Here is a 26131-nt window from a genome sequence, read left to right as displayed (position 1 = left end):
GATCAAGCTATTATTAACCGGACCAGATTGAGGCAATATCTTATTTTGACGCATATCGCCTTTATTTAATTTGCCCTGGCCAGGTCAAGCTCAATGAGTTCAATTGATTTACCTTTTGTCTCCGGCAAGATAATTGACATGATCACCAGTCCCGCCAACGCTAATGCACCGTACATCAGAAAAATATTGGCGACGCCTAAATTATCCAGTTGCCAGGGGAAAAATTCACTAATACTGTAAGACGCAATAGTTTGCACTAATGCGGCAAAAGGCAAGGCGACACTGCGCACATTGTTAGGGAATACTTCCGAAAATATCACCCACATGATGGGGCCAATGGATACGTTAAACGCGGCTAAAAAAGCAAAGACACCAAATAAAACCAACGCCGCATTAATATTTTTAATGCTTTCAGTAATAATAAAACCGCTGACCAAAGGCAGTTCTTTTTTATTAAAAAGAACATTTAATTCAGCTTTGAGTGCAACGTCATCATCGAACGTTCTGCCATTAAGTTTCTGTAGCGATTGTGTATCAATATCAAGGGAGATGAGTTTATGTTCAATTTTGCTTATGGCACTTTGATCAAACACATAGTTCGCTTGATTAAAGCCATACCACGTTGAACCATGGGCCACCACTACAAGCAACAAACCACCCAAGGTCAAAAATCGTCTTCCAAGTTTTTCCACACACGTTATCGCCACCAAGGTAGAGACAACACCCACAGCTCCCATAATAATGGTTTGCATAAAGGTATCTTGTGTTGACATGCCGACTTGTTCAAAAACCATGGGCGCAAAAAATAACACTGCATTCATACCTGTTGCACCTTGCACAATAGCGTAAACCACGGCTAACCACAGGACAAAACTCAGTTTTCTACTGAAGAGCATCTTTAATTGTGACAACGTACTGACCTTATCTTCCTGATTGATACTTTTTTTAACCTCAGCAACGGTAGCGGCGATATTGGCAGTATTGATTAGTTTTTCAAAGATCTTGGTTGCTTCATTGTCCTTGCCTTTCATCATTAACCAACGGGGTGATTCAGGAATAAATAACAACAATATCACCCAAACCACATTGGCAATTAACTCCGCGCCCAGCATAAAACGCCAGACATTGTGACTGCCAATCCAGCTAATGCTTCCCATGTTTTTAATCAGAAAATAATTAATAACAAACGCAAGCAATAAACCTATAGCTATCATCAATTGGTTAACCGATACAAATTTTCCGCGCTTATCCGCCGGGGCTATTTCGCCGATATACATGGCTGATACGGTGATTGAGGCAAAAGCAACTCCACCAATAAAGCGACCGAAAACCAGCATTTCGTAGCTAACTGCTAACGCTGATATAATTGAGGATAACGAATAAGCCAAGGCGATACCGATAAGCACTTTTTTACGGCCGAATTTTTCACATAAGGTCCCGGTAATAAATAACGCACAAATGACCCCGATTAAAGCAATGCCCGCCACGGTCCCGGTTTGAGTATTACTGAGTTCAAATTGCGAACTGATGTAACGTATCGCGCCAGAAATATTGGCTGCATCCAATCCAAATACAAAACCGCCAAATGCAGCAACAAGTGAATAAAAAGAGACGTGTTTATGCGTAGAATTAATGGCCATTATATGTTCCCAAGTACGTCGTTGCGTTAACCCTGTTTATCGGTATAGGTGGCTGCTATTTTTTAACTGCACTAGCATAGGTTGCAGCGTATGTTTGCGCATTTTCTGCCACTTCAGTCAAGGTCATACCCGCTTTAAATAACCCTGAACCCAGTCCAAATCCTTTGGCTCCTGCTTGCAAAAACGCCCCCATAGTCGAGCTTGAAACACCGCCTACGGGCAATACTGAACAGCCAGTGGGTAGCACCGCCATCATGGCTTTTAGACCTTGCGGCCCAAGGGTGTCTGCTGGAAACAACTTAATGGCATCGGCTCCGGCATCCAGGGCAGCAAAGGCCTCAGTGGGTGTATAAAATCCGGGTACACTGTACAACCCCAGTTTTTTTGCGTAACTAATAACTTGAGTATTACAGTTCGGAGAAATGATAATCCGTCCGCCGGCGTCTTTTACCTTGTCAACTTGCTCACAACTGAGCACTGTACCTGCACCAATCACTAACTCATCACCAAATTCAGCGCTAAGTAATTTAATGCTTTCATAGGGTTGAGGTGAATTAAGTGGCACTTCGATCACACCAAACCCCGCTTGTTTAATTACCTTTGCCACGGCAATCACTTCAGTGGGTGTCACACCGCGTAAAATCGCTATTAAAGGCAGTTTGTTCAGGGCCTGGGCTAAACTTAACTTACTCATTTATTATCCTTTTCATCTAAAAATCCTGCCCGTCTGGCGATGTCCACCATGCCGACACACGAGGCTGAATCACTATTTATGTAAATAATACTCAAACCAAAAAATTGACTCGCCCGTTGGTACAAATCACAAAGTGGTTTGCTTCCAACCAGACAGATGGGCCCCACATTCAGGGCATCAGCCTGCATATCGGCAAACTCGGTGGCGATTAACAAGCCAGATAAATAACTGCGAACGGCTGATTTACTGATTAAACCACTGAGCATATTGGTACGGGCACTGAATATTTTGTGCGACAGCGCCCCGCCTGACATGACACTTTTCACGCCTAAGTCAAAGGCACTTAAGTCGCTTTCAACTGGCTGTTTATCATCCTTATAAACCACGCCAAGCAAACTATGTTCTTCTAATATATTAAATAACTCACCAGTCATATAGCTGGTGAAATTAACAATTTCCGGCTCTTGCCTTGAAGCAACCTTGGCCCACTTTGAATGGGTACCGGGCAAACATATCAACAATGAATCTGAAGTGTGCCAGCACAAGCTATGCTCTTGTTGTCGCAAAATGGCACACGCACCAAATATTTGTACCTCTTCACCACGCATGACATCAATTTGCTCAAACTTCGACATGCCTTTTACACCAGGCACGATTGCGATCGTTAGATTGTGCCGGTTATCAACCAATGTAAGCTTGCCACTTAAACCGGTTACGTCAGCAGGGCATTGACAATAGCCTGCATCTTGCCAACCTTGTGCACTACCGACCATACCCGCCATCAATATCGGCAATTGATGCTGATCTAACCAAGGTCTCAGATGATTCAGTAATAAGTTTTCACAATCGCTTTGTTTGACATTTAACATACCCTGGGCAGCATGAATGTAACGGAGAGAATTTCCCTGTTGATCGAGCAAAAATGCACGAAAATTTGTGCTGCCCCAATCGATACAAATTAATTTTGGGGCGATATCATTTTCCATGCATCACCCCATTTTCGCTATTTTTGTCAAACCCAAACATTAGCAATCCACCGCAAACTTTTTCAGAAACGCCCGGCTGGGTTCGATACCTAATCCCGGTCCTTTTGGCAAAGCAACGGTGCCGTTATTCTGTTTGACCTGTGCATTAATGTTTAACGAATCAACCAACAATTCTTCACGAAATAAATTGGGCGTGGTGTCGTACTCAAGCATGGGCTGAACAGGATGTGCTGCGCCCGGAAAGTCAGGCAACGCAGCTAACAAATGCATGTTGGTACCCACCGCTACCGCCGATCCCCAGACATGATTGACCACAGGAATAAAATGCGCTTGGGCCATCGCCAGTATTTTCTGATATTGGGTAATACCGCCTAGCGCACACACCTCTGGTTGCAGTAAATCAACACATCGATTTTCAATTAAATCCCGGAATCCCCAAATCGTAAACTCGGCTTCTCCACCAGCGATGCACAGATCAAGCGCTTCACACAATTCACGATAGCCTTGTTTATCTTCCGGGGCCACCGGCTCTTCAAACCACGCTACCCCTAAACGTTCTAATTCACGACCAAGAGGGATCGCCTCCCGCGTGGTATAAGCGTGATTGGCGTCCACCATTAATGGCACATTAGGGCCAATGCCTCGGCGTACCGCCTCAACAAGTTTAATATCTTCTTCAACGCCTAAGCCGATTTTCATCTTCATAGCTTTGAAGCCTTTTTCAAGGATAGTGGCACTTTCCCGTTCAAAACGTTCTTCAAGATCCGGCACACGTTGTAACATCATGCCGTAGCCATAAACGGGGATCCGCTCTCTGAATGCCCCCCCCAATAATTGATAAACCGGTACATTATGGATTTTTCCGGCTATGTCCCACAACGCGATATCAACACCCGACAAGGATTGAATGGGCATTCCTTTTTGGCCATGATCACGCAATAAGTTATAGACTTTGTGCCAAATGACTTCACGATCCAGTGGATTCATGCCCAAAATCATAGGTTGAATAACCTTTTCAACTATCACTTTATTGGCCAAGGCAATGTTGCCACCACCAAAACATTCCCCCCAGCCGGTCACACCCACATCCGTTCTGACTTCGACTATGTGAGCGGTTCTTTTTGCATAATATTGTTGCGAATAACCTAATTCTTCTTCCAGGTCGTATTGCAATACGTGACTGATTATTTCAGTAATTTTCATTGGACACGCTCCGTTAACAAGGCGCGAGAAACGCGTTTTATGGTCAAATATTCATCGAGTGCATAAGACGAACAATCCACCCCAACACCGGATTGTTTCACGCCACAGTGAGGCAAATTAATCGCATATTTCACGCCATTAATATGCACTTCACCAAAATGCAACTGCGTCGCAATTCTTTGTGCTTTTTGTATATCTTGGGTGAAAATGAATGACGAAAGACCTGCGTCAGTGTTATTGGCCTGTGCTAACACGGTAGCTTCATCGGTAAAACTCAATAAACTGATCACGGGTCCAAAAACTTCGTCCCTGCAAATACTGGACGTATGTTTAACATCGGTTAGCAAAGTAGGTGCGTAAAATGAGCCCTGTGGAAGATAGGTGGGGCGTGCTCCGCCTAACACAAGGTTTGCGCCATCGGCCACAGCGTCTTGCACCATCTTATCAATACGCTGCCAAGCTCCTTGGTCAATAACAGGCCCCATGTCGATGCCCTTTTCTTTACCAAAACCCACTTTGACGGCTTGCGCCTTTTTCGTTACTAATTCAACAAATTCTGCTTCGACGGACTGCTCGACAAATACACGATTAGGCGCTACACAAATTTGTCCGGCATTTTCAAATTTGAGCCCACATACCACACTGGCCGCCAACTCTAAGTCTGCGTCGGCAAAAACTAAAACAGGCGCATTGCCACCTAGTTCCATGGAATAACGTTTTATCGAAGTCGCCCCTACCCTCATCACATGTTTACCGGTTTCGGTTGAGCCAATTAAGGTAATTAAGGCAGGAATAGTAGAAGTAGAAATGGCGTCACCGATAATCTGGTCGGGGCCACAAATAATACTAACCGCACCTGCTGGCAAACCAATTTGTGCGCATATCTCACCCACTAACAAGGCCGACAGAGGGGTTTTTAATGAAGGTTTAACTACAATAGGACATCCTGCCGCCATGGCGGGTGCCAGCTTATAAGCAAGATTCAACAGGGGAAAATTCCAGGCTAAAAAAGCAGCGACCACACCAACAGGCTCATGCACGATCTCATGGCTATGAGTTCCTTCTGTGTCTTCAATCTGATGGCTATGGCGCTGGCTAATTTCATCCGCATAAAATGTCAAACTATCCACCAGCATTTGATAGTCGCCTTGGGTACTGGCCCAGGCTTTGCCCATTTCTAGATGGATACATTCACGCAAAGGAAGTTCATGTTCAATAATGGCCTGCTTGAGTTTATTCATCCACTTAACACGTTCAGCTACTGTGGTTTTAGCCCAAGTTTGCAGTGCCACCTGTGCTTGTTCTAACGCCTTGTCAGCCAATTCTGCATCAGCCACAGAAATGGTTCCAGCAACCTCTCCGGTTGCTGGGTTGATCACTTCATGTTGGGCAACACCGTCATGCAGTTGACCACCAAAATACAGGTTTTTTGAAAGATTCATCATCGGCCTTTTAATCAGTAGATAGTTGTTAATGTATTTTTGTTTGTAAAAACATTTAAACATATGATGTTTGATATTACAATATGTTTAGCAGGTAAAATATTTGTTAATTAAGTAAAGAGGGGGAAGGCGGTGGTATCAGGTAAATACTACTAGAACTGCCTGTTGATCACGGCATAATGAGTGTAAATGTATTTATTTTTTTAGAACGAATGTTAACCGGTTTATTGTATGAAAGATTAGCCTTTACATAAATGACTAGGTTTAGGCAAATATTGGCATCAGCAAAATATGAACCTAAACCCAGTGTACAAGATTACACTTTATTCAAGCTTGCTTGGCACACGATATTTGTCCATGCGATCCAAGTCATACTGCTCAAACTTACGTTTAAGTAACCACAATGGGCGCTCAAGCGTCATTTCCCAAGCAAAAAAATCTTTGAACATCTTTTTAACTCGCTCTGGCTGCTCGGCCGCAAGATCATGCTGTTCGCCAATGTCGCTCGTTAGGTTATACAACTCCGCTGGGCGGTCAGGGAAGCGCAATAACTTCCAGTCTCCTTGACGAATTGCACCGCGGGTTTCTTTCTTCCAGTACATGCTCGCATGAGGCGTAGCGCTGTTTTCACCTGTTATATAGGGCATTAAGTCCACACCATCTAAGGGGGACAAGGCTTTTTTACCGCCACCGGCATGAAAGAATGTCGGTAATAAATCGAGTGTACTAACCGGCTTATCATAGGTTTTACCAGGAGTTAATTTGCCCGGCCATTTAACTAAGAATGGCACACGAATACCGCCTTCTAAAAAATTAGACTTCGTACCCGCCAGCGGGTAATTAGACGAGGCGTTTTTATCTGTAGGGCCACCGTTATCATTACTAAATACCACAAGTGTGTTGTCTTCAAGGCCGAGTTCTTTGAGTTTATTCAGTACCGCACCGCTTGCTCTATCGAGCGCCAGGGTCATGGCAGCCACTTCTTTACGCTTACCACTTAACTGAGGAAACTTAGCTAAATCTTCTGGCGTGGCTTCCATTGGGGTATGAACCGCATTGAACGATAAAAAGATGAAAAAAGGCTTTTCTGGCGCTTTTTCAATAAATTGATTGGCTTTTTCAGCGAGTACGTCGGTTAAGTAACCTTCATGTTCTTGAAATTGATCAATACCATATTCAAGCTTTTTATCAAAAAAAGCACCTGATTTACGCTCTGTGTCGTTTACTTCATAAGCCCAATAGCTACGATCGCCACCACGAAAACCATAAAATTCATCGAAACCACGATTCATAGGGTGTAACTCATCGGTACCGCCTAAGTGCCATTTACCGTAAAAAGCGGTGCGGTAACCCAAGGATTTCATGTAATTCCCCATAGTCACTTCACTTAACGGAATACCCATTTCGGCACCATCGATGGCTGAGTGTTCACTCATGTAACCGGGTACGTTAATTTCTTCATAACCAAATTTTTGTTGATAACGGCCTGTCATGAGCCCTGCGCGCGAAGGACCGCAGGTAGAGTCAGACACATAACCTTGGGTAAAGCGAACACCTTCTTTGGCGAGCTGATCTAGGTTAGGTGTTTGCATGGTTTTACTACCCTGAAAACCAAAGTCGGCATAACCTGCATCATCAGAAAACAAAAATACAATATTGGGTTTAGTCGATTCACTCGCAGCGGTGGCGGAAAAACACAAGGGTAGGTTCAAAAGCAATAAGCCAATAATATGCACTTTCATAAGGTCTCCATTGGTAGTAAGTATTACTTAAAAAAAAAGGTTAAAAAATAAAGTGTTTACGCAACCTTGGTTTTTAATCGGGCACTGGTGTCTCGTAGTAGTTTTTCAGTCAGTTGTTCAGCTAAAACACCATCGCGTTGTGATATGGCTTGATAGACGTCATAGTGAAAAGGGATAGAGGTGCCATTTTCTAGAGGATCTTTGTTAGTGATCCTGATACTGACTAATAAAGCAGAATAAATAACACCTTCCATCGCTTTCAAAAATTCATTGTTGGCAGCGAGTAGTATCGCCCGGTGAAATTTGGCATCGGCTTTAATAAAACGCGTTACAGAATATTCATTCGCTTCATGATATTCATACTCAACCATCTCAAGGTAAGCAGTGCGAATATTTTCCATATCTTGGTCAGAAGCCCGTTCAGCAGCCCACCGTGCCGCCTTGGGCTCGAAGGCCAACCTAATTTCCATTAGCTGTGCTAAAAACGCTGGTTCAGGTGGTGCAGACAAATGCCACGCGAGTACATCGTCGTCCAGCATCAACCAATTGTTTCTCCCCCTGACTCTAGTGCCAATACCCCGGCGAACTTCCAACAAGCCTTTGCCTACCAGAATTTTTACGGCGTCGCGGATCACAACACGACTCACCCGATAGCGCCCAGCCAACGCTTTTTCATCTTCGATAAGAACACCTGGTTCAAAATTACCAGCCACAATTCTTCTGCCAAGCTCTCTTGCAACCTGGACAGACATGCTTGGCGAAATAGTGCCAGCGCTTTTTAAATCGTAATACGTCATCTCGCTCATGCTAAATATATAAACATATGATGTTTATATTCGCAAGCTTTTTGTTCTCCCCGGATTGGCTGCTACTTCTGTCGACCATGGGTCGCCAACGTATGAGTCACATCAAACCAAAGCCCTACTTCCAGCTATGCAAGATAATTGGAAAAAATATTCAATAGAACTTGGTTAGGCAGTGAATATTGGGCTAATCCAAAGGAGGATTGGCATATTGAAGAAGGGGCTGCCGGTAAAAACAGCGGTGGCAGGCGAACGGTTCATTATTTGACACATCGAGTTCAAAATACGTCTACCTCTTTACTTCAAGCCATAAGACTCTGCACAATCCCGCTAAATTTATTGCTGTGTATGCTGATTCGCTAATTTTTATGCAAAAAACCGATTAATTATGAATTAATCGGTTCTTTAACAGACTTTAAAAAAAATAACTAATGATCGACTTTGTATGTCATGTGTTGCGGTTTTTGCCAAACTCTTAAATATTCAATTTCAAAATCAACTACCCCGTCGTCTTTTTCACCTTCAGGGCTATTAGCTTCTAAATCTTCTTTAGAGTCAGGGTATCCACGCCAGGGAAACGACTCAGAATCTAGCCAAAGGTGCATAGCTTTATCAATGACATAACCTTTATCTCGGCCTTTTTCTTTAGCAAATTTTTCGATTTCTTCAACAGAAACTTTAGTAAATAATTTACCGTCGATGAAATAACGAATTCCGGCCTCCGTCCACTCAAATCCGTAGGTGTGAAAATCACCGGCAACACGGAAGCCCAAATCTTTTGTTTCAGTGTATGTTACGTTATTGCCATTTTCATGGCCAAATTTTGGATCCCAGTCATGGATCGTCCACCATAGATCCCTATCACGTTTACTTTCACCCGCTAACCGGTGACTACCAAAGTGCTCAAACATATCTAGCTCTAGCTCTGTGTCGTTGCGCTGACCATTTTTAGACTCGTGTCTTGTCATCCACAAAGCACTAGAAACCTCGGCATCAGCGGCTTTAGCGCGGATTTCCATATACCCATAACGAAATAACTTACGGTTGATAATTGCGGCCGTGGTAATGTTTTCGTACTGATATTCAACATTATCTAAACCTTCTTCTGTTGAAAATGGAAAATCCGGTTCCCAGCGCGTTTCTAACTTTAATATACCGTCTTCGAGACGATAATTACGACCAGAAAATTGTGCAGGCGCGCGACCAATCCATACTTCACGCTCAGGATGATCAGGGTCCTTGTAAACAGGTTTACCGTTTTCGAATTTACCGACGATAAACCATTTATCTTCGTCTAATGTAGTATCGTCAAATTCATCGCTAACCTGTTCATTTAACACCCAACCATCTTTGTTGGTTAAGTCACTGAGCGGAAATACTGATTGTTTAACACTCGATTGCTCTGCAACCACCGCTTGTTTGGCTTCTATACACCCTGATAATTGGGATGCTGTCAAAAGGGTAATCAAGCACGTTATCTTGTACATAGTTTTTCGCGGTGTATTCATTAGTATTTTTTTCATGTGTTTATTGCCGTCTTAATAGTTAGCGGAACCAAAAAGTTTAATAAGCCATTGAACACAATGTTAAACGACTTCATTTATGCACATTACCTTGCACGTAACTACAACTTTAACATGCCATGTTGCGATACATCATATGTTTATAATTATATTGTTTCAACTTAATTCCACTGAATAATCTAAAAGAGATATTTGGAAGGGTTAAAAAATGGATAAACAAAACAGGTTGCAACCACCTAACCTCGCGAGTCGCTCTAGCTCATGTGCCAAACTAACATACTGAGTTCACAAATTACCCCAGAACACCTTAGTAACAATTTAACAACATTTACATTGACCGCGCAAACATCATATGTTTGAATATATATGATGTAAATAGAGTCTACCAAAACAGCATTCTTAGAAGAATTTTGATTATACAAACCGCTATGGGCAAATCGGAACTGAGTTGCCCACCGCCAACTTAATTGCTGTGAAACGAGGAGAGTAATCCATGTTTAAAAAAGCTAAATTAGCGACAGCCATTCTGGCTGTTGTTACCACTACTGTCGTTCAACCCGCCTTCGCTCAAGCTGAACAGGACAATACTGAACTGATTGTTGTGAAGGGGATCCGAGGTAGTTTGGCCAAGGCCATAGATAGAAAAAAAGAGAGTAACGATATAATCGACAGTATTGTCGCTGAAGATATTGGTAAGTTCCCTGATTCTAACGTGGCCGAATCCTTACAACGGATTTCAGGCGTATCTATTAGCCGTAGTGGTGGTGAAGGGCAGGAGGTAACCGTGCGTGGTTTTGGTCCACAATTTAATACGGTATTAGTCAATGGACGGCGTATTGCTTCTGATACGGCTGGTCGTGGGTTTAATTTTGCGTTGTTACCGGCCGATTTGATTGGCGGCGCGGATGTATATAAGTCTTCCTCAGCAGAGTTACAAGAAGGCGGCATTGGTTCAACTATTAATTTACGTATGCAACGTCCTCTAGATATTGGTAAGTTTTCTGCCGTGGCTAGCGCTCGTGGTGTATATGATGAGCAATCAGGAGAAGTTGCCCCTCAAGCATTTGGTTTAATCACTAACACTTTTGCAGATGATACAATAGGCGTGCTGCTTTCTGCCTCTTACCAAAGCCGTAAAACCGCTAATGATCAAGTGGAAGGCGCTAATTATCTCACACGGACATATGATGCAGACAAGCGGGCAATATTATTCGCAAATGGGATCGGTAATGAAGGCGTTGATAGCTACACTCACCAACAACAAACGCAATATATTCGAGCCGAAGAGGATCGCGAGAGATTTGGTCTGACTGGGGCGTTTCAATTTTTACCTGCTGACAACATGAAGCTTACAGTTGACGCTCTATACAGTGCATTTGAGGTACAAGCTGAGTCCATTGCGTCAGTACAATTCAATGAAATTCCTACATTTCATAATGCATTGGTAGATGAAAATAATATCATTACCCGATACGATCAAATTGGTCGCCCCTTTAACACTTTTTTGGCATCAAATCGCGATTCAGATTTGTTTCAAGTTGGGGTTGAGTTCGAATGGGATATCACTGATTCGTTAACGGCTAGTTTTGACTGGTCCACTTCAAGTGCTCAAGATGATAACGCGGGAAAAAATTATTTTGTGGTTGTTGCAAGTGAGCCTGCTATCCAGCGCTATGACAACACTGCTGGTTTACCTGCGCCTGTTATTACTGACTATAACTTCACCCCTAGCTCAACCGATCTCAATGGCGATGGGATTGTAAATCAATTTGATTACACCTTAGGAAATGAAATTACCGCACCTGATCCTTCGCGACAGTCTTCTTGGTTTTCGCAACGGGAAGGCGATGGTGACGAAGACGAAATCAACGAATTAAAAGCTGATTTTGTCTGGCATAGCGACAGTGAATACCTAAGAAAAGTTAACTTCGGCGGTTACTATGCTCAGCAAGAAAAAATCCATACAGACGCTCATTCAGGATCGGCCAATGTGGTGTATTTAAACCGTATAATTCCTCTACCTGAATCACTTTTGACGGTTGAAAACCGAAGTGGTTATCTAGATCCAGTAACGGGATCGTACCCATCGACAGCCATTACATATGATGTTGAGGAAATCCTAGCATACCTTGAAGACCCAGCTACATTAGCCATACGGGACAATCTTTATGACTTACCAGCGGGTACTACCGCAGCTGAATTGGGGCCTGAAGGGTTTGCCGCAATTATCGATAAAGGCAGAGGCTATAGCGTTGAGGAAGATATCACTTCTTTTTATATAAATGCAGAATTTGGTGCGGATATAGACGATATGGAGCTGACAGTTAATACCGGCCTACGTTATTCACAAACCGATACAACATCGACTGGTTTCGCGACAAAATTTGTTGATTTCTCACCCAATACTTCGCGTAATGATGTTCTGGTTGTCACTCGCTCGGATGCAGTGCAAATATCACAAGATGCAAAATATGACAACTGGCTTCCCAATGTTAACGCTAAGCTGCTGGTTAACGACTCGTTGATTTTGCGTGCATCATATTCGGAAACGCTCACCCGTGCGAATCTAGGTGATTTAAACCCAGGTGTGCAAACCCCACAAGAGGTGCGCCTGTCGGACTTAACAGGTTCCGGTGGTAATCCCGCGTTAGAACCTTACACATCAACAAATTTGGATTTTAGTTCTGAGTTTTATATTAACGACTCGACTTTGTTTTCTTTGGGTTTGTTCCATAAAAAAATAGAAGGATATATTGTACGAGGCGAAGCCCGTGAAGCGATCACCTTACCTGAACCTAATAGCTTGGCAAACATTACTGAAGATCGTACCAACATATCAGGCAATCAGATCTTCTTTACTATTACTCGTCCTCGGAATCTTGAAACGACCAATGTATATGGCGCGGAAATATCTTTCCAACATACTTTCGACTATTTGCCAGGCCTACTTCAATACGTGGGGGTAAATGCTAATTTAACGTACGTTAACTCTACCGACGAGTTTGATACGTCAAACGCTGATAACAGCGTGGTTTTACCTGGATTGTCCGACTCGCAAAACTTAGTTATTTTTTACGATGATAATACTTTCGAAGCACGGATCGCTTATAACAACCGTAAACAATACTTTCAGAGATTAGCCGGAATTGAGCCAATATTTGTTGATCAATACGATCAGCTCGATGCGCGTATTGCCTGGAATGTTGAAGAGAACATTCAAGTCTTTTTAGAAGGAACCAATCTTACTAATTCATACACGAGTTCCGGAGGACGATTTGATACTCGATTTGGTTCGGTTGAATCGCCAGGAGCGCGTTATACAATGGGCGTGCGTGCTAGTTTTTGATCGTTAGTTGATGACAATACAGTCCTCAGGGAGCAGCTGTTTATTGCAGCTAGCTCCTTTTATTAAAATACTCGTGGCATCTATAATTTAAGATATGCACCAAAGTTGTATACCCAAGTGACCTCAAACATCGTGTCAAGGTCACGTGTTCAGTAGTAGTGCCATCACGCCTATTTATTGCTTAACGTGGATCACAGCACTGTGCATGTGTTCCAGGGGGTATGCAAGCCAACTCGGCATAATGTGTTGTGTTGCAAACACGGCCATATTGTCCACAAACTAAGGCGGGCTCAAGTATTGGGGTTTAATGACCTTCCCCTAAACAAAACGGCAATGGGCAGACCTGACTCTCATCGACTGGTGAACTGTCCATCGTTTAATCTTGTATCAAGGATGTTCTAGCGGCAGGACATACGCGATTAAGATAATAATTCAAAATATTGAACTTTCACAAACACGCCAGCCTGCAATCCTTCCTCAAAGTTAATTAACTTTAATATTTTGTTAACATCATGTTGCGATCACAAACATCATATGTTTAAATAAGTCATAACATCTATATTATATAATGTGATTGGATGTCTATAAGATCTTGGTTAAGGTGTATTACTGGTTAATTTTAAAGCATAAATTTCTCAGCTAGCTTGCCGGGTTCAACGTTAGCCGACTTACTAATACCTAATAAAGGCGATTGCAACACGCTTATAAACATAAGTAATCGCCCTTAGCTCAAGTTATGTTTATTTGACGAGACACACTAACGTTAAAAAATCAGAAGGTTATTTAGGTTACTTAATAACAACCTTATTATTGGCTTGATAATAAGGGCTTGTGGAGACACTACATGAAAACCAGCTTTAAATTGAATGCTATATCCATCGCTGTTGTTAGCGCATTTATTGCCTGCCCGACTATCGCACAAGACACCCAGGCAGAAGATGCAAAAAATAAGAATGTTGTTGAACAGCAAATTGAAAAAGACAAAGTAGGAGAAAACAAAGCACTAGGCGAGGATGTTGAGGTCATTGAGGTCAGTGGCTTTCGAGGCAGCTTAATCAAATCTATGAATTCAAAACGATTCTCTGACAACGTCAGCGACTCAATTCACGCAGAAGATGTAGGTAAATCTACTGACCAAAACATAGCCGATGCGCTGTCACGTGTTACTGGCGTAACCGTTCAAGAGGAAGCCGGCGAAGGAACGCGCATTTCTGTGCGCGGCGCAGGGCCATCATTGAACCAAATTTCTATCAACGGAGTGGCCTTGACCGGCGGCATCAGTAGTGATGGTTCCAATGCCAACGCAACGAATAATAATAGTGTGGATTTAAGTTCATTTTCCTCAGACATTCTGTCTTCAATTGATGTAATTAAGACAGCTGCTGCTGATCAAGATGAGGGATCCCTCGGCGCAAATATCGTGCTTAGAACCGTAAGACCTCTGGATCTAAATAAGCCGCGTCGCTCTTTTACAGTCGAAGGTCGCTACAACGAATTTGCAGACGATAACGATTTTAGAATCAATGGCAGTTACGCAAACAAGTTCTTCGACGAAAAACTTGGTTTTATCATCACAGCATCCAAAGATACTCAAAATACTCGACAGGACCGGATTTCAACAGACTTCGAGACGGGTGCTATTCCCATTAGTGATCTAAGTGGCGGAGGACGCACCGCCACAGATTTGGTAACGGGACAACCCATACGCGTGCTCGGATACCAGCGTGATGCCGAAGGGAATGTCCTTTTGGATGATAGCGGTCAAGCACTTGTTAATCCAATTGACAGTCTTGTAGATTATGACCCTGCCTCACAACGACTTGTAGAGGGAGATCTTTTTGTTCTAGCAAGAGATTCTATCAACTTCGGGCTTAACACAGATAAGCGAGACCGCTTTTCCCTTTCTACTGGTTTGCAATATCGACCTACTGATAATACTGATATTCAATGGGATGTAACCTATACCAAACAAGAAGTATTGGAGGATAATCAAAGCCTGAATATGAATATCTCTCCATTAGTTTTGATTCATCCTGGTGATGATAATACCGCACTAAATGTGGTTGATCTTAGAACCAATACATTAGAGCGCTCTACAAGTCGTTCCATCACTGGTGGAACTAATCGCACAACAGGGCTACGTGAAATAGAAACCAAAGTAAGTACCTTTGATATAACGCATCACTTAACCGATAGCCTGACGTTCAACATGATAGCGGGCTATTCTCAAACAGTAGATGAAACACCTGATGATAATGCTAAAAATAGATTCTTAACGGTAGGAACAGCACAATGGGGTACGGCGGGCAGAAATGCTGTAGAGGCCCAACCGGAAGATATCCTGGAACTGGTAGGTTTCGACTGCTCAACAGGCTCAACGGCAGATTGTGATTATTTTACCGGTTCAACAGCAGCTCAATTTGACGCGTTTGACGGCTCAGTAACCTCGGTAACGAGCCGATTTAACCCATTTGATTTAGAACATAACCATTTAGGTCAACTGGTATTTCGCAAGAATAAGCTCACTGACACAAACAAATCAATATTTTTAAACTTTGATTGGGCTCTAGAAAATGAGCATCTAACGTCAATTGAGTTTGGTGCCAAATGGGCTGACCGTTCTCGAGATGTAAATATTGAAAACACCCGTATTACTAACGGTGAAGACCTGATTGATGTTGATGATCCATCCGCACCATTTGCGGTTAGGGGTCTTGCCACTATTCGCGTCGCCGATATTGTAAATGGTGAAGCATTTCCTTTCGACAACTTTGCTGAAGATCTTCAAGCTAATCGCAGCAACCCTCTATTTGGAGGTTGGCCGTTATTGGACGCTGAGAAAGCACTTGAATTAGTTGGCGGAAAAAATGCTGGAGAACTCGGCGTTAAACGTTCACGTGCAGGTAGCCGAGAGATAACGACCGAGACAATGGCTGCATATTTTAAGGCAAATCTAGATTTTTTTGATGGCAAACTTACCGGTAACGTCGGTCTACGCTATGTTCGTGATGAATCTGAAGCGTCAGGCCTAGGTGACATTAATTACATTAGATTTCCACAGATGCTTGACCCTTATGATTTGATTGTCAAAAGAGGTCTTGCCAATATGGATAGTCCAGCATGTCCCGAAGCAATTGCTAGCGGCGGTGATACACGGTTTGCCCCTGAAAATGATGCTGAGTTGAGAGATTGTTGGGCATTTGCTGTTACGCATGCATACAACTTTACCAACCCATCTACTATTCCATTTGATCCCGCTACGGGACAGTTTCTTATTCCAGGGGCCGATGGGCAGACAGGTCCAGACGTAAACAGACTACTGTTTGTGGATCCCTCTGGAAATATAATTACCAGTAATGAATTGCCCGCTCAAATTTTTGATCAGAATGGTAATTTGGTTTCCACAAGCCCGTCAACGTGGGCACGATTTAATTCAAATGGATTTATCTGGCCATTCCTGGATAGAAGCACGGCCTTTACTGGCCCCAATGGCACAGGTCAGGAAGTTCAGCAGCGAGAAGCAGCTGTTTCAGACACGGGAACCAATGACGCCTGGTTACCTAGTTTGACACTGAACTATGCCTTAAACGAAGACACTATCCTAAGGTTTGCTGCAACCAGAACCATGACACGCCCGAGTTTCGATTCACTTAATCCAGGAAACAGTATTCGTGAGCAACAATTTGGTCCTGGAAACGGCCGTGCAGGCAATACACAACTGAAGAACTTGACATCGACTAACTTCGATTTTTCTTACGAATGGTATTTTGATGAATCTGGATTGTTGTCTGCTGCTATCTTTCTCAAAGACATGAAGAACTTTGAAGAGACCATTGTCACGCCATTTCACTATCGAGATGTTCGCGACCAGTTAGAACTCGAAAATGCCGATTTGTTGCTTGATTTCGATCCAAATCGAACCCCCGGAGATGCTGATAATTGCCACCCACTACGCTATGCAGCAGGCTTCTTTGACCAATGGACCATTGAGTGTGATGTCGTAAACATTGCAACCGTCACAAACGGAGATGGTGCAACAATCAAAGGTGTTGAACTCGGGTACACCCAAAACTATACCATGTTACCTGGATTACTCTCGGCACTTGGCGTCAGTGTTAACTATACCTATCAAGATTCAGAATCAGATGCACAGGAAATTGGCACCACAGGTCGCTTTTTAAGACCACTCCCCCAGCCCTTTACACCACAGCATTCAGCCAACATGACGATTTTTTGGGAAAAAGATGGAATACAGTTGCGCTTAGCAAATCGCTATACAGATGTGCAGGCGGTTTCAAGAAATAACGGCGGCGCTATATGGCAAGAAGCTAATAGTCGACTTGATTTTAGTGGTAGCTACGCAATCAACAAAAACTTTACTGTGACATTCAATGCGTTGAACTTGACCGATGATACAAGACGCAATTTTTACACTGCGTCTGGGACGGTTGATGCAACAAATTTGAATTCACAAGAAGTGGTATTGGATGAAGGTAATGTCTTTGATGACAGCAGCATAACGACAAATAGAACCACTGCTCTTTTCAAAACAGGGCGTCAATTCCGCATCGGTTTGCGCGGTACTTTCTAACGCGGTTTTTCAAACGGAGTTTTTCTAATAGCACTTTTTTAAAGCAGGTTGAGCACAGAGTGCTCAACCTCAAACAACAGAATTTTGGAGAGGTAAGATGAAAAAACACTTACTAGTAAAGAAAGTAACTGCAGCTATGCTTGCAAGTTTCTTAGTAGGCTGTGGTGGGGGCACTGACGAAGGATTTGATCCTGGTTTTGGTGCAAAGGCTATTGTGACATTTGATGCGCAAGATCTGACCGCATCTTTTGATGAGGAAACAGGTAACCAAGAAGTGGATTTACTTGCTGGCGCGATGGCAAATGGTCAGCCGTTAACGGGTAACGTCAACATTTCAGATTTCAATTTCACAGCGGATCAAAACTACATCACGCCTCAGGTAAGGGGTAATGGCCTAGCTAACCAGACCGTTTCTCCCTTTTCTGAAAAAGACGGTAAGTTGATCATTGATACAGATAAGTTTTCTGATCGCCTAAGCACGTGTGACGCATCTGACGTTAGGGGAGGACCACGAGATGTTGACGATAATCCAACGCCTGACGGATTTTTAGACAACCCGTCTCAAGTGACTTACACAATAGATTTTGCAGTTGATAATGGTTTTGATTTACCAGCGGGCCAAGCGCTTCCAAGGCGGACACTTACGTTGACTCTCAATGCAGTTTTTGACGCGGTTGAAAGCGTAACCGCAGAACCCATTCGAGTACTGATGGGGCAAGAGGCGCAACTTTTTGCCTCAGTATTACCCGAAAAAGCCTGCGCCCAGGGCCTTAGCTACACTATTACCGATCCATCAATTGCAAGTATTGATAGTGAGGGCAACATAACCACAATTCAGGCTGGCCAAACCACGGTAACAGTAGCCAGTACCGACTCACCGGAAAAAACCACTACCGTCAATTTAGAGGTGTATTCTGAATTTACGCTTGCCATCACTAACGGTGACCTGGATAGCAATGGTTTAAAAACCGGTGCTAAAGAGGTGCCCGCTTGTGTCACAGCCGGATTTAACGTCGCCCCCACCCCCGCCTTTGGCGACACGTTAACTGGTAGTTATGTGTATGACTGGACATCTAGTAACGAAATAGACTTCCCGGCTACCTCCATCGGTTATGGTGAAAATGGCGTTGGTATGTTTACTGTAGGCGGCCCTTCAACTGTCGGATTTAGCTTTGATGCAACAGTTGCCCTAGGATCCGGTGATACCGGCTCAACTGAATTTGCCGATGTGGCAAGTCAGAGCCTCACTGCTACTGTCGTTAAAAACCTGATGTGTGAAACTGGGGAATCTGTCCATCCAGCAGGTTTTAATACGGATTTTAATCTGGACAACGTAGGGGCTCCATGGGTCGGAGGCGGAACGGTAGCGGCATCTACAGATGCGCTATCTGGCAATTCTCTTGAAGTTACTGCCGGTGCTGATGAGTCAACTAAAATACTGCAACAGGTATTCAATAAACAAAGGAATTGGCATAGTGCAACTTATGGCCTAGGTGCAACCTCAATTGGACTTACCTTCAAGTATTCTGTTTGGGCGAAATTACCTGTCTTACCTGTAGGAGATATCACCCTTAAACATGTGCTTTTAGCATGGACTTATGATGGTGGTCCCAGTGGTCCCGGCTTTGATTTTAGAAGACCGACTGCGGGCATTTTATCTGCAACACTGCAAAAAACCACTGAATGGCAACTCGTTGAATTTACAAATGAAGCTACGGGTGGCAGAGAATGGTCGGTGCCGCCAGAATGGAACGTAGTGACCGATGCTTTCCAATTCTGGGAAATATATGGCCTTCCTGAAGGAGAAAAACTGTTGTTAGACGAATACGCCGTTATTCCTGTGCAATAAACTTAATCACTCACATTCAGCCACACTCGAATTAATTCTGGTGTGGCTTTTTTTTACGAGGTTACCTAACAATGCCACGATCTGTGAAATATTTTGCTCTTAGTATTATTTGTCTGAGTGCTTGCCAAACCTCTGAAACATTGACAATAAACAAATTAAATAATACCCGATTAACGCCCTTATTTAGTGAATACAGAAAAATAGTTCCTTTTGAACAGCGTTCACGACGTAAGTGGGATGCTGCCGTAATAGCAGATTTAGACCAGGATGGTTATCAAGATTTACTCATTACCGAACATTCTCAAAAGATACGTTTATACTGGAATGATCTAGGCGTATTCTCAGCTCCACAAGATGTGGTTGGTGGTGATACACATGGGATCGCCGCGGGTGATTATGATCAAGACGGTCGTATGGATTTGATCATTTCGCAGGGCGGGGGTGGAGGCAAAAACCCACGTTACCCCATCATTTATCACGTAAATAAAGACCGAAGCGTCGTCGGCGGTGAAGAGTTTCAACTTTACGAAAGAACCCGAGGACGCGCAGCCAAACTGGTCGACAGTAACAATAATGGCCTACTGGACTTGATTCTGTCGGCCTTTCCTTTAAAGAACCAAACTCAAGGTGCAAATCACCTTTATCAAAACCTAGGCGAACAAGGATTACTCTTTAAAGGTTTACTGCCTCAGGCTAAATGGCTGGGTTATCGAGTATTAGTCACCGACTTTAATAACGATAATATTGCCGACTTAATGTTCTACGGTGGCGACAATATAGTGTCAGTGACAGGCGGTGAAGACCTGAATTACATTGATGAAAGTAGCTCAGTGTTGGCTGAACTTGCCAATATCAGTGATGTCAGCAGTATGGCTGAAATCGACTTCGATAATGATGGCGATTTTGATCTTTTCCTCACCCGCGCCAAACATCAATTTACACAGCAGACTTATTATGACAAACAGCATCAACGTTTTGCATTTTTTGCCAGAGCGCAAAAATTTCAGTTTGATGACTTAACTATAGATGGCAATTTTAAACTCGAAAATCTGCAAATGGCCTACCCTGACTTTGATGTATTTGTTGGTGAAGACAAAAGAAAATTAACATTTGATGTGGATAAACACGGTGGCAAAAACTTCGAATTAAGTTCCGAACAAGCTATGGGGTGGCCAACCGTTCGTCCAACTAACGGATTATATATTGGCTATTTAGGCAAGAACCAGTGGCGCGTGGCGGGTGAAACCCATTCACCCACTGCGGGCGTTATCCACCATGTTATTTCTCAACCTGCTACCTCAGAGCCTGAATTTTTGCCAGCCGTGTTGCTGGAAAATCAAAACGGTAAATTTATCGATGCGACCCAAAAGCTCGCCATTGATATTAGCGAGCAAACCACCAGTGCTACCGTGGGGGATTTTGATAACGATGGTTGGTCAGACATTTTTGTGGTGCGCTACGGTAATATGGCACAGCAAACACCCCAAATATTGCTAATGAATCAATCCGGACAAGGGTTCCACGTCGCTGACAATCATGGCGTTGTATCCAGGGAATTGGGTGCTACCGGTGGAGCAGCAGAATCATTTGATTATGATAAAGACGGTGATTTGGATCTGATTTATTCAAACGAACGGGGGCGCTGGCATTTATTTACCAATAACCAACAAATTACGGATAACAAATCTATCAAAATAGAAGTCGGTAACTCGCCCAGTGGCAAGGCTACCGCTATTGGAGCAAAACTCACTGTCATAGCCTGTGGTAGCACCTATGTAAGAGTGGTTGGTGCGACATCATCGCCTTTTTCACAAGGTGCCAACAACCAACTTCATATAGGTTTAGGTAACTGTGCCAACATTGAGAGTTCCACTTTGCGTTGGTCTAATGGTGAGAAAACTCAGCTCGATTTGCACAATTGAGGTTAAATTCAATAAAAATGTAATATGTAGCAACAGCAAAAAGAATGGTACTCGGCCACCGCGTGGCGGCCACCGCTTGGCGCCCACCGCGTGATAGTCGACGCTCGGTCACCGCTCGATCGCTACCCCTTGGGGGAGCGGCGCCAAGTAATAAACTATCTATGATTACTCACTCGACTTAAATTTGGAGCGGGAAACGAGATTCGTAACCGGCAAGCGCGTTGTCGCGACCGGCGTTTGATCGCTTGTTAATTAACAAGCCACGTTAAACTTAATGAAAATGTAAAATTTGGAGCGGGAAACGAGATTCGAACTCGCGACCCCAACCTTGGCAAGGTTGTGCTCTACCACTGAGCTATTCCCGCATAATGATGATGTGCACTGCGTGCAACTTGTAAATTCGAAGTTTTGGAGCGGGAAACGAGATTCGAACTCGCGACCCCAACCTTGGCAAGGTTGTGCTCTACCACTGAGCTATTCCCGCATAATAATGTTGTGCACCAAGTGCAACGTGTTGTGGTCATTGCTCAGTACCTGAGCTACTGCAAGATACATCCTGTATCGCGCGGCGTCCGCTTTGCCTTACAGGCCAACCTTCGGTTGTTCTAAATTGTTCCAGACAATTTAGTCCCGCACTTTTTAAAAACGTCTTGCCGCTGTAATTGACAACGGGTGCGCATTTTACAAAAATTAACTGATGACGCAAGCTCTAAATTGCATTTGGGCCTAATTGTTTGCTTTTACACGATATATAAGTCTTGTTATTGAGCAATCAGGCACCTATTTAGCGCATACGCCGCTATATAGTAAAAACATGCTGGCGGTAATACGCCATTTCAGCAATGGACTCACGTATATCATCCAGAGCCAAGTGCACCCCTTTTTTATGGAAGCCCTCAAGCAGTTCCGGTTTCCAGCGTTTAACCAGTTCTTTAATCGTACTCACATCGATATTGCGGTAATGAAAATACTCTTCCAGCTCAGGCATGTATTTGACCATAAAGCGCCTGTCTTGGCTTATGGTATTGCCACACAAAGGTGACACGCCCTTAGGCACATATTTTTCCAGAAATACGATGGTTTGCTCTACCGCAGTTTGTTCGTTTATGCTGCTTTTCCTGCATCTGTCGGTTAAACCTGTTTTGCCATGGGTATCAATACACCATTGGCTCATACCATTAAGCACCTCATCACTTTGGTGAATAGCCAATACCGGCCCTTCAGCCAGTACCTTGAGATTAGCATCGGTGACTATAGTCGCGATTTCCAACACGACATCGACTTCGGGGTGCAGCCCCGTCATTTCCATATCTATCCAAACGAGGTTTTGTGTCTCAACCGTCATGCTTACTCCTAATACCTTGTGATATGCAAGTTGTTCAAAGGAATTGCTATAATTCCTGACTTGCTAAAGTTAACATGATACAAGAAATTTAAATCAAGTATAGAAACCCCCGTGGCGAAAAAACCCAAACTTACTGAAAAACAAAGCCGTCAAGTTTCCAGCAACCGCAGTAAACGGCTGGCTAAACCGTCGAAAGCCCCCCAGGACGATCAACTGGAGGAGCAGCAAATAGGCAAAGTCATTGGCCGTTTTGGTAAACATGCCGATGTTGAAGATGCTGACGGTAAAGTTCATCGCTGTCATATAAGGCGCAACATCGTCAGTGTGGTCTGTGGTGACGACGTGTTGTTTCGCCCCGGCAAAGACACAACCCAAAACATCAGTGGTGTGATTGAGATAGTGCAAGATAGAAAATCTGTCCTCACCCGCCCAGATTTTTATGACGGCGTGAAACCTGTTGCCGCCAACATTGACCAAATCATTATTGTCAGCTCGGTCATTCCGGCTCTATCATTAAATATTATCGATCGCTATCTGGTGGCCTCGGAAGATGTGGAAATTGAACCGGTCATTTTGCTCAATAAAGTAGAGCTGCTTAGTGAGCAAGAGCGGGTAGTTGTCGAGCAACAGCTGCAAATCTACCGGGACATAGGCTATCGGTTGGTCTACACCAGTTGTAAAACTCATACCGGGCTCAGTGAATTGGCTGAATGTCTGCAAGACAAAATAAGCGTATTTGTTGGCCAATCCGGGGTGGGGAAATCCAGTCTGATTAATGAGTTACTACCAGAAGCCGATGAAAATATCGGCGATGTGTCAGACAACTCCGGTCTGGGGCAACACACCACTACGACCGCCAAGTTGTTGCATTTCCCCCAAGGTGGCGACCTAATAGACTCCCCCGGAGTACGTGAATTTGCCTTATGGCATATGCCTATGGAGCGTTTGACCTGGGGCTTTAGAGAATTTAGAGATTATATTGGCGGGTGTAAATTTCGTGATTGTACCCATGCCAATGATCCGGGTTGTATTATCCGCGCAGCCGTGGAAAAAGGTGAAATAAGCGCTCAACGTTATCAAAGCTACCACAAAATTTTGTCCAACTTAGACGAGCTACGTCCGGCGCACAGCAAGGTATAAGCTCCAACCGCGCCATGCACGACCACCCAAGCAACCCCGACTGTCGTGCATAAAAATGAACGCCACAATCAACTAGCATATAGCCCATTGTGCTTAGTGGTATTCACACATAATTTATTATTACTGTACAATCGCCGGTGGTAAAAACTACATGTTTTAGGATTCTCACTTGTTCGATTCGTTAAAAATTGCATTACAATACATTACGCCCAAACACCTGTTATCCAGGCTGGTAGGCAAGCTAGCCGCAGCACAGGGTGGAGCCTTAACCACCGCAGGCATCAAGCTTTTTATTAAACAATATCAGGTAGATATGAGCGAAGCTCTGCGGGAAAACCCAGAAGACTATGCCTCCTTCAATGAGTTTTTTACCCGGGAACTCAAACCCCAAGCTCGCATTATCTGTGCCGAGGAGAAACAACTAGCGTTGCCGGTCGATGGTGCCTTCAGTCAGCTAGGCGATATTGTCTATGACAGTATTTTTCAGGCTAAAGGGCACAACTATAGCCTTACTACCCTGTTGGGTGGCAAGCCCGAACTGGCAACCCCCTTTTTAGGCGGCAAATTTGCCACTATCTACTTGGCACCTAAAGATTATCACCGCATTCATATGCCTATGGATGGTGTATTAACCGATATGTTATATGTACCAGGTGAATTATTCTCGGTCAGCCCTTTAACCGCAGCGCGAGTACCGGGACTGTTCGCCCGTAACGAACGTGTAGTGGCGCTTTTCGATACGCCCAAGGGCAAGATGGCCATGGTACTAGTTGGGGCAACCATAGTTGCCAGTATCGAAACCGTTTGGGCAGGTACAGTGTCACCGCCAACGGGTAAAAATGTTCAGCACTGGCAATATCCTGCAACCGGCGAACATTCTGTGCACCTCAAAAAAGGCCAGGAACTGGGGCGCTTTAAACTTGGCTCCACTATAGTGGCCTGTTTCGAGCGTGATATGTTGGAATTTGCAGCCTTCAATGCCGGAGATGAAACCCGACTGGGTGATGTTTTTGCAACTTTGACTGACTAAGCTGTGGATCCGGTTAAAAAAAGTCTGTGGTCTTTACACTTCACAGTAATTTTGTTGGGTGCGACGGCACTTTTTTCTAAGATCATTCCTCTGTCGGCCACGGATATTACCTTCGGCAGGTCGATTATCGCCTGCATTATGTTGTTTAGTATCGTTAAACTAACCGGTGGCAAGCTGGCGTTACGTAATTATCGCGACTACCTGATTGCCTTGGGTCTGGGTTTGTTAATGGCTGCACACTGGGTCAGCTACTTTGCTGCCATGCAATACTCTAGTGTATCGGTGGGCATGATAGCCCTGTTTACCTTTCCGGTGATCACTGTGCTGGTTGAGCCCTTTTTTGAAGGTATTCGTCTGGTTTGGCAGGATATCGTCAGTGCGATAGTAGTGTTATTTGGCATCTATTTGATTGTCCCTGAAGTGTCCTTAGATAACGACATCACGCTGGGGATCATTGTCGGTATGTGTTCAGCGGTATTGTATGCCCTTAGGAACTTGATCCATCGTAAACACTTTTCCCATTATTCCGGAGCCCACGCCATGGCGTACCAGACTCTGGTAATATTCCTGTGTTTAAGTTTTTTTGTATCGCCTGATATCAGCCAAGCCTCAGACCAAACCTATTTATGGTTGATTGCTTTAGGCACCTTATTCACCGCCGTACCCCATGCACTGATAGCCACCAGCTTAAAACATTTACGGGCCAAAACCTTCTCTTTGGTAGCCTGTATGCAACCGCTATATGGTGTGATACTGGCTATATTGATACTCGATGAGCAGCCTAATTGGCAAACCTATGTAGGTGGCTTATTGGTGGTTTGTGCGGCACTATACGAAACGATTAACACCCAAAAATTACACAAAAAATAAGGACT

At 43.8% G+C, this 26131-nt stretch carries 16 protein-coding genes and 2 tRNA genes; 7 read left to right on the top strand and 11 right to left on the bottom strand.

What is annotated here, in order from left to right; genetic code table 11:
• Positions 1-65 precede the first annotated feature (65 nt).
• The 8 genes from AC3RV5_RS04245 to AC3RV5_RS04210 all read right to left on the bottom strand — a co-directional run bounded on the left by AC3RV5_RS04245 (position 66) and on the right by AC3RV5_RS04210 (position 10033).
• Positions 66-1640 carry an MFS transporter gene (locus AC3RV5_RS04245; RefSeq protein ID WP_489730726.1) on the bottom strand — a complete coding sequence of 525 codons (1575 nt, stop codon included), beginning with the start codon at positions 1638-1640 and terminating at the stop codon, positions 66-68.
• A gap of 55 nt (positions 1641-1695) precedes the next feature.
• Positions 1696-2334 (bottom strand): 2-dehydro-3-deoxy-6-phosphogalactonate aldolase, encoded by a 639-nt coding sequence (locus tag AC3RV5_RS04240; RefSeq protein ID WP_489730725.1) that lies wholly within the window; start codon positions 2332-2334, stop codon positions 1696-1698.
• Entirely contained in the window at positions 2331-3320 is a 990-nt protein-coding gene (locus AC3RV5_RS04235; RefSeq protein WP_489730724.1) for a 2-dehydro-3-deoxygalactonokinase, read from the bottom strand. Before AC3RV5_RS04235 ends, AC3RV5_RS04240 begins: the two co-directional genes overlap by 4 nt.
• 39 nt (positions 3321-3359) lie before the next feature.
• Positions 3360-4523 carry a mandelate racemase/muconate lactonizing enzyme family protein gene (locus AC3RV5_RS04230; protein ID WP_489730723.1) on the bottom strand — a complete coding sequence of 388 codons (1164 nt, stop codon included), beginning with the start codon at positions 4521-4523 and terminating at the stop codon, positions 3360-3362.
• On the bottom strand, positions 4520-5968 hold the full coding sequence (locus AC3RV5_RS04225; RefSeq protein WP_489730722.1) for an NAD-dependent succinate-semialdehyde dehydrogenase: 1449 nt from the start codon (positions 5966-5968) through the stop codon (positions 4520-4522). Before AC3RV5_RS04225 ends, AC3RV5_RS04230 begins: the two co-directional genes overlap by 4 nt.
• A 320-nt stretch (positions 5969-6288) precedes the next feature.
• A complete protein-coding gene (locus tag AC3RV5_RS04220; protein ID WP_489730721.1) occupies positions 6289-7707 on the bottom strand; it encodes a sulfatase in 1419 nt (472 codons plus the stop codon).
• Between the two features lie 56 nt (positions 7708-7763).
• The gene (locus AC3RV5_RS04215) at positions 7764-8513 is read right to left on the bottom strand and encodes a FadR/GntR family transcriptional regulator (protein ID WP_489730720.1); all 750 of its coding nucleotides are present in this window, start codon (positions 8511-8513) and stop codon (positions 7764-7766) included.
• Between the two features lie 425 nt (positions 8514-8938).
• Positions 8939-10033, bottom strand: coding sequence for a family 16 glycosylhydrolase (locus AC3RV5_RS04210; RefSeq protein WP_489730719.1), 1095 nt, complete (start codon positions 10031-10033; stop codon positions 8939-8941).
• 493 nt (positions 10034-10526) lie between these two features.
• Between AC3RV5_RS04210 and AC3RV5_RS04205 the strand changes: the two genes are divergently transcribed.
• From AC3RV5_RS04205 to AC3RV5_RS04190, 4 genes are all read left to right on the top strand, one after another.
• Positions 10527-13379, top strand: coding sequence for a TonB-dependent receptor (locus AC3RV5_RS04205; protein WP_489730718.1), 2853 nt, complete (start codon positions 10527-10529; stop codon positions 13377-13379).
• 844 nt (positions 13380-14223) lie between these two features.
• Positions 14224-17970, top strand: coding sequence for a TonB-dependent receptor (locus tag AC3RV5_RS04200; RefSeq protein WP_489730717.1), 3747 nt, complete (start codon positions 14224-14226; stop codon positions 17968-17970).
• Positions 17971-18067: 97 nt separating this feature from the next.
• Positions 18068-19819, top strand: a complete 1752-nt coding sequence (locus AC3RV5_RS04195; protein WP_489730716.1) for an Ig-like domain-containing protein — start codon at positions 18068-18070, stop codon at positions 19817-19819.
• Positions 19820-19890: 71 nt separating this feature from the next.
• On the top strand, positions 19891-21741 hold the full coding sequence (locus AC3RV5_RS04190) for a CRTAC1 family protein (RefSeq protein WP_489730715.1): 1851 nt from the start codon (positions 19891-19893) through the stop codon (positions 21739-21741).
• 290 nt (positions 21742-22031) lie between these two features.
• On the opposite strand, the gene AC3RV5_RS04185 is transcribed toward AC3RV5_RS04190, so the two are convergent.
• The 3 genes from AC3RV5_RS04185 to orn form a co-directional block, all read right to left on the bottom strand.
• Positions 22032-22106 (bottom strand) — tRNA-Gly (locus tag AC3RV5_RS04185).
• Between the two features lie 44 nt (positions 22107-22150).
• Positions 22151-22225 (bottom strand) — tRNA-Gly (locus tag AC3RV5_RS04180).
• A 315-nt stretch (positions 22226-22540) separates the two neighbouring features.
• Complete coding sequence (gene orn / locus AC3RV5_RS04175; RefSeq protein ID WP_489730714.1) at positions 22541-23086, bottom strand: oligoribonuclease; 546 nt, start codon at positions 23084-23086, stop codon at positions 22541-22543.
• Between the two features lie 111 nt (positions 23087-23197).
• On the opposite strand from orn, the gene rsgA reads away from it, so the two are divergent.
• The 3 genes from rsgA (at position 23198) to AC3RV5_RS04160 (ending at position 26126) form a co-directional block, all read left to right on the top strand.
• Complete coding sequence (rsgA, locus tag AC3RV5_RS04170) at positions 23198-24226, top strand: small ribosomal subunit biogenesis GTPase RsgA (RefSeq protein WP_489730713.1); 1029 nt, start codon at positions 23198-23200, stop codon at positions 24224-24226.
• A gap of 169 nt (positions 24227-24395) precedes the next feature.
• Positions 24396-25256 carry an archaetidylserine decarboxylase gene (asd, locus tag AC3RV5_RS04165; protein WP_489730712.1) on the top strand — a complete coding sequence of 287 codons (861 nt, stop codon included), beginning with the start codon at positions 24396-24398 and terminating at the stop codon, positions 25254-25256.
• A 3-nt stretch (positions 25257-25259) separates the two neighbouring features.
• Positions 25260-26126 (top strand): DMT family transporter, encoded by an 867-nt coding sequence (locus AC3RV5_RS04160; protein ID WP_489730711.1) that lies wholly within the window; start codon positions 25260-25262, stop codon positions 26124-26126.
• The last annotated feature ends 5 nt before the right edge of the window (positions 26127-26131 follow it).

The sequence above is a fragment of the Paraglaciecola sp. IT1134 genome (assembly GCF_058068185.1).
The sequence above is the reverse complement of the archived record's forward strand: the minus strand, read 5'-3'. Positions and strand labels throughout refer to the sequence as shown.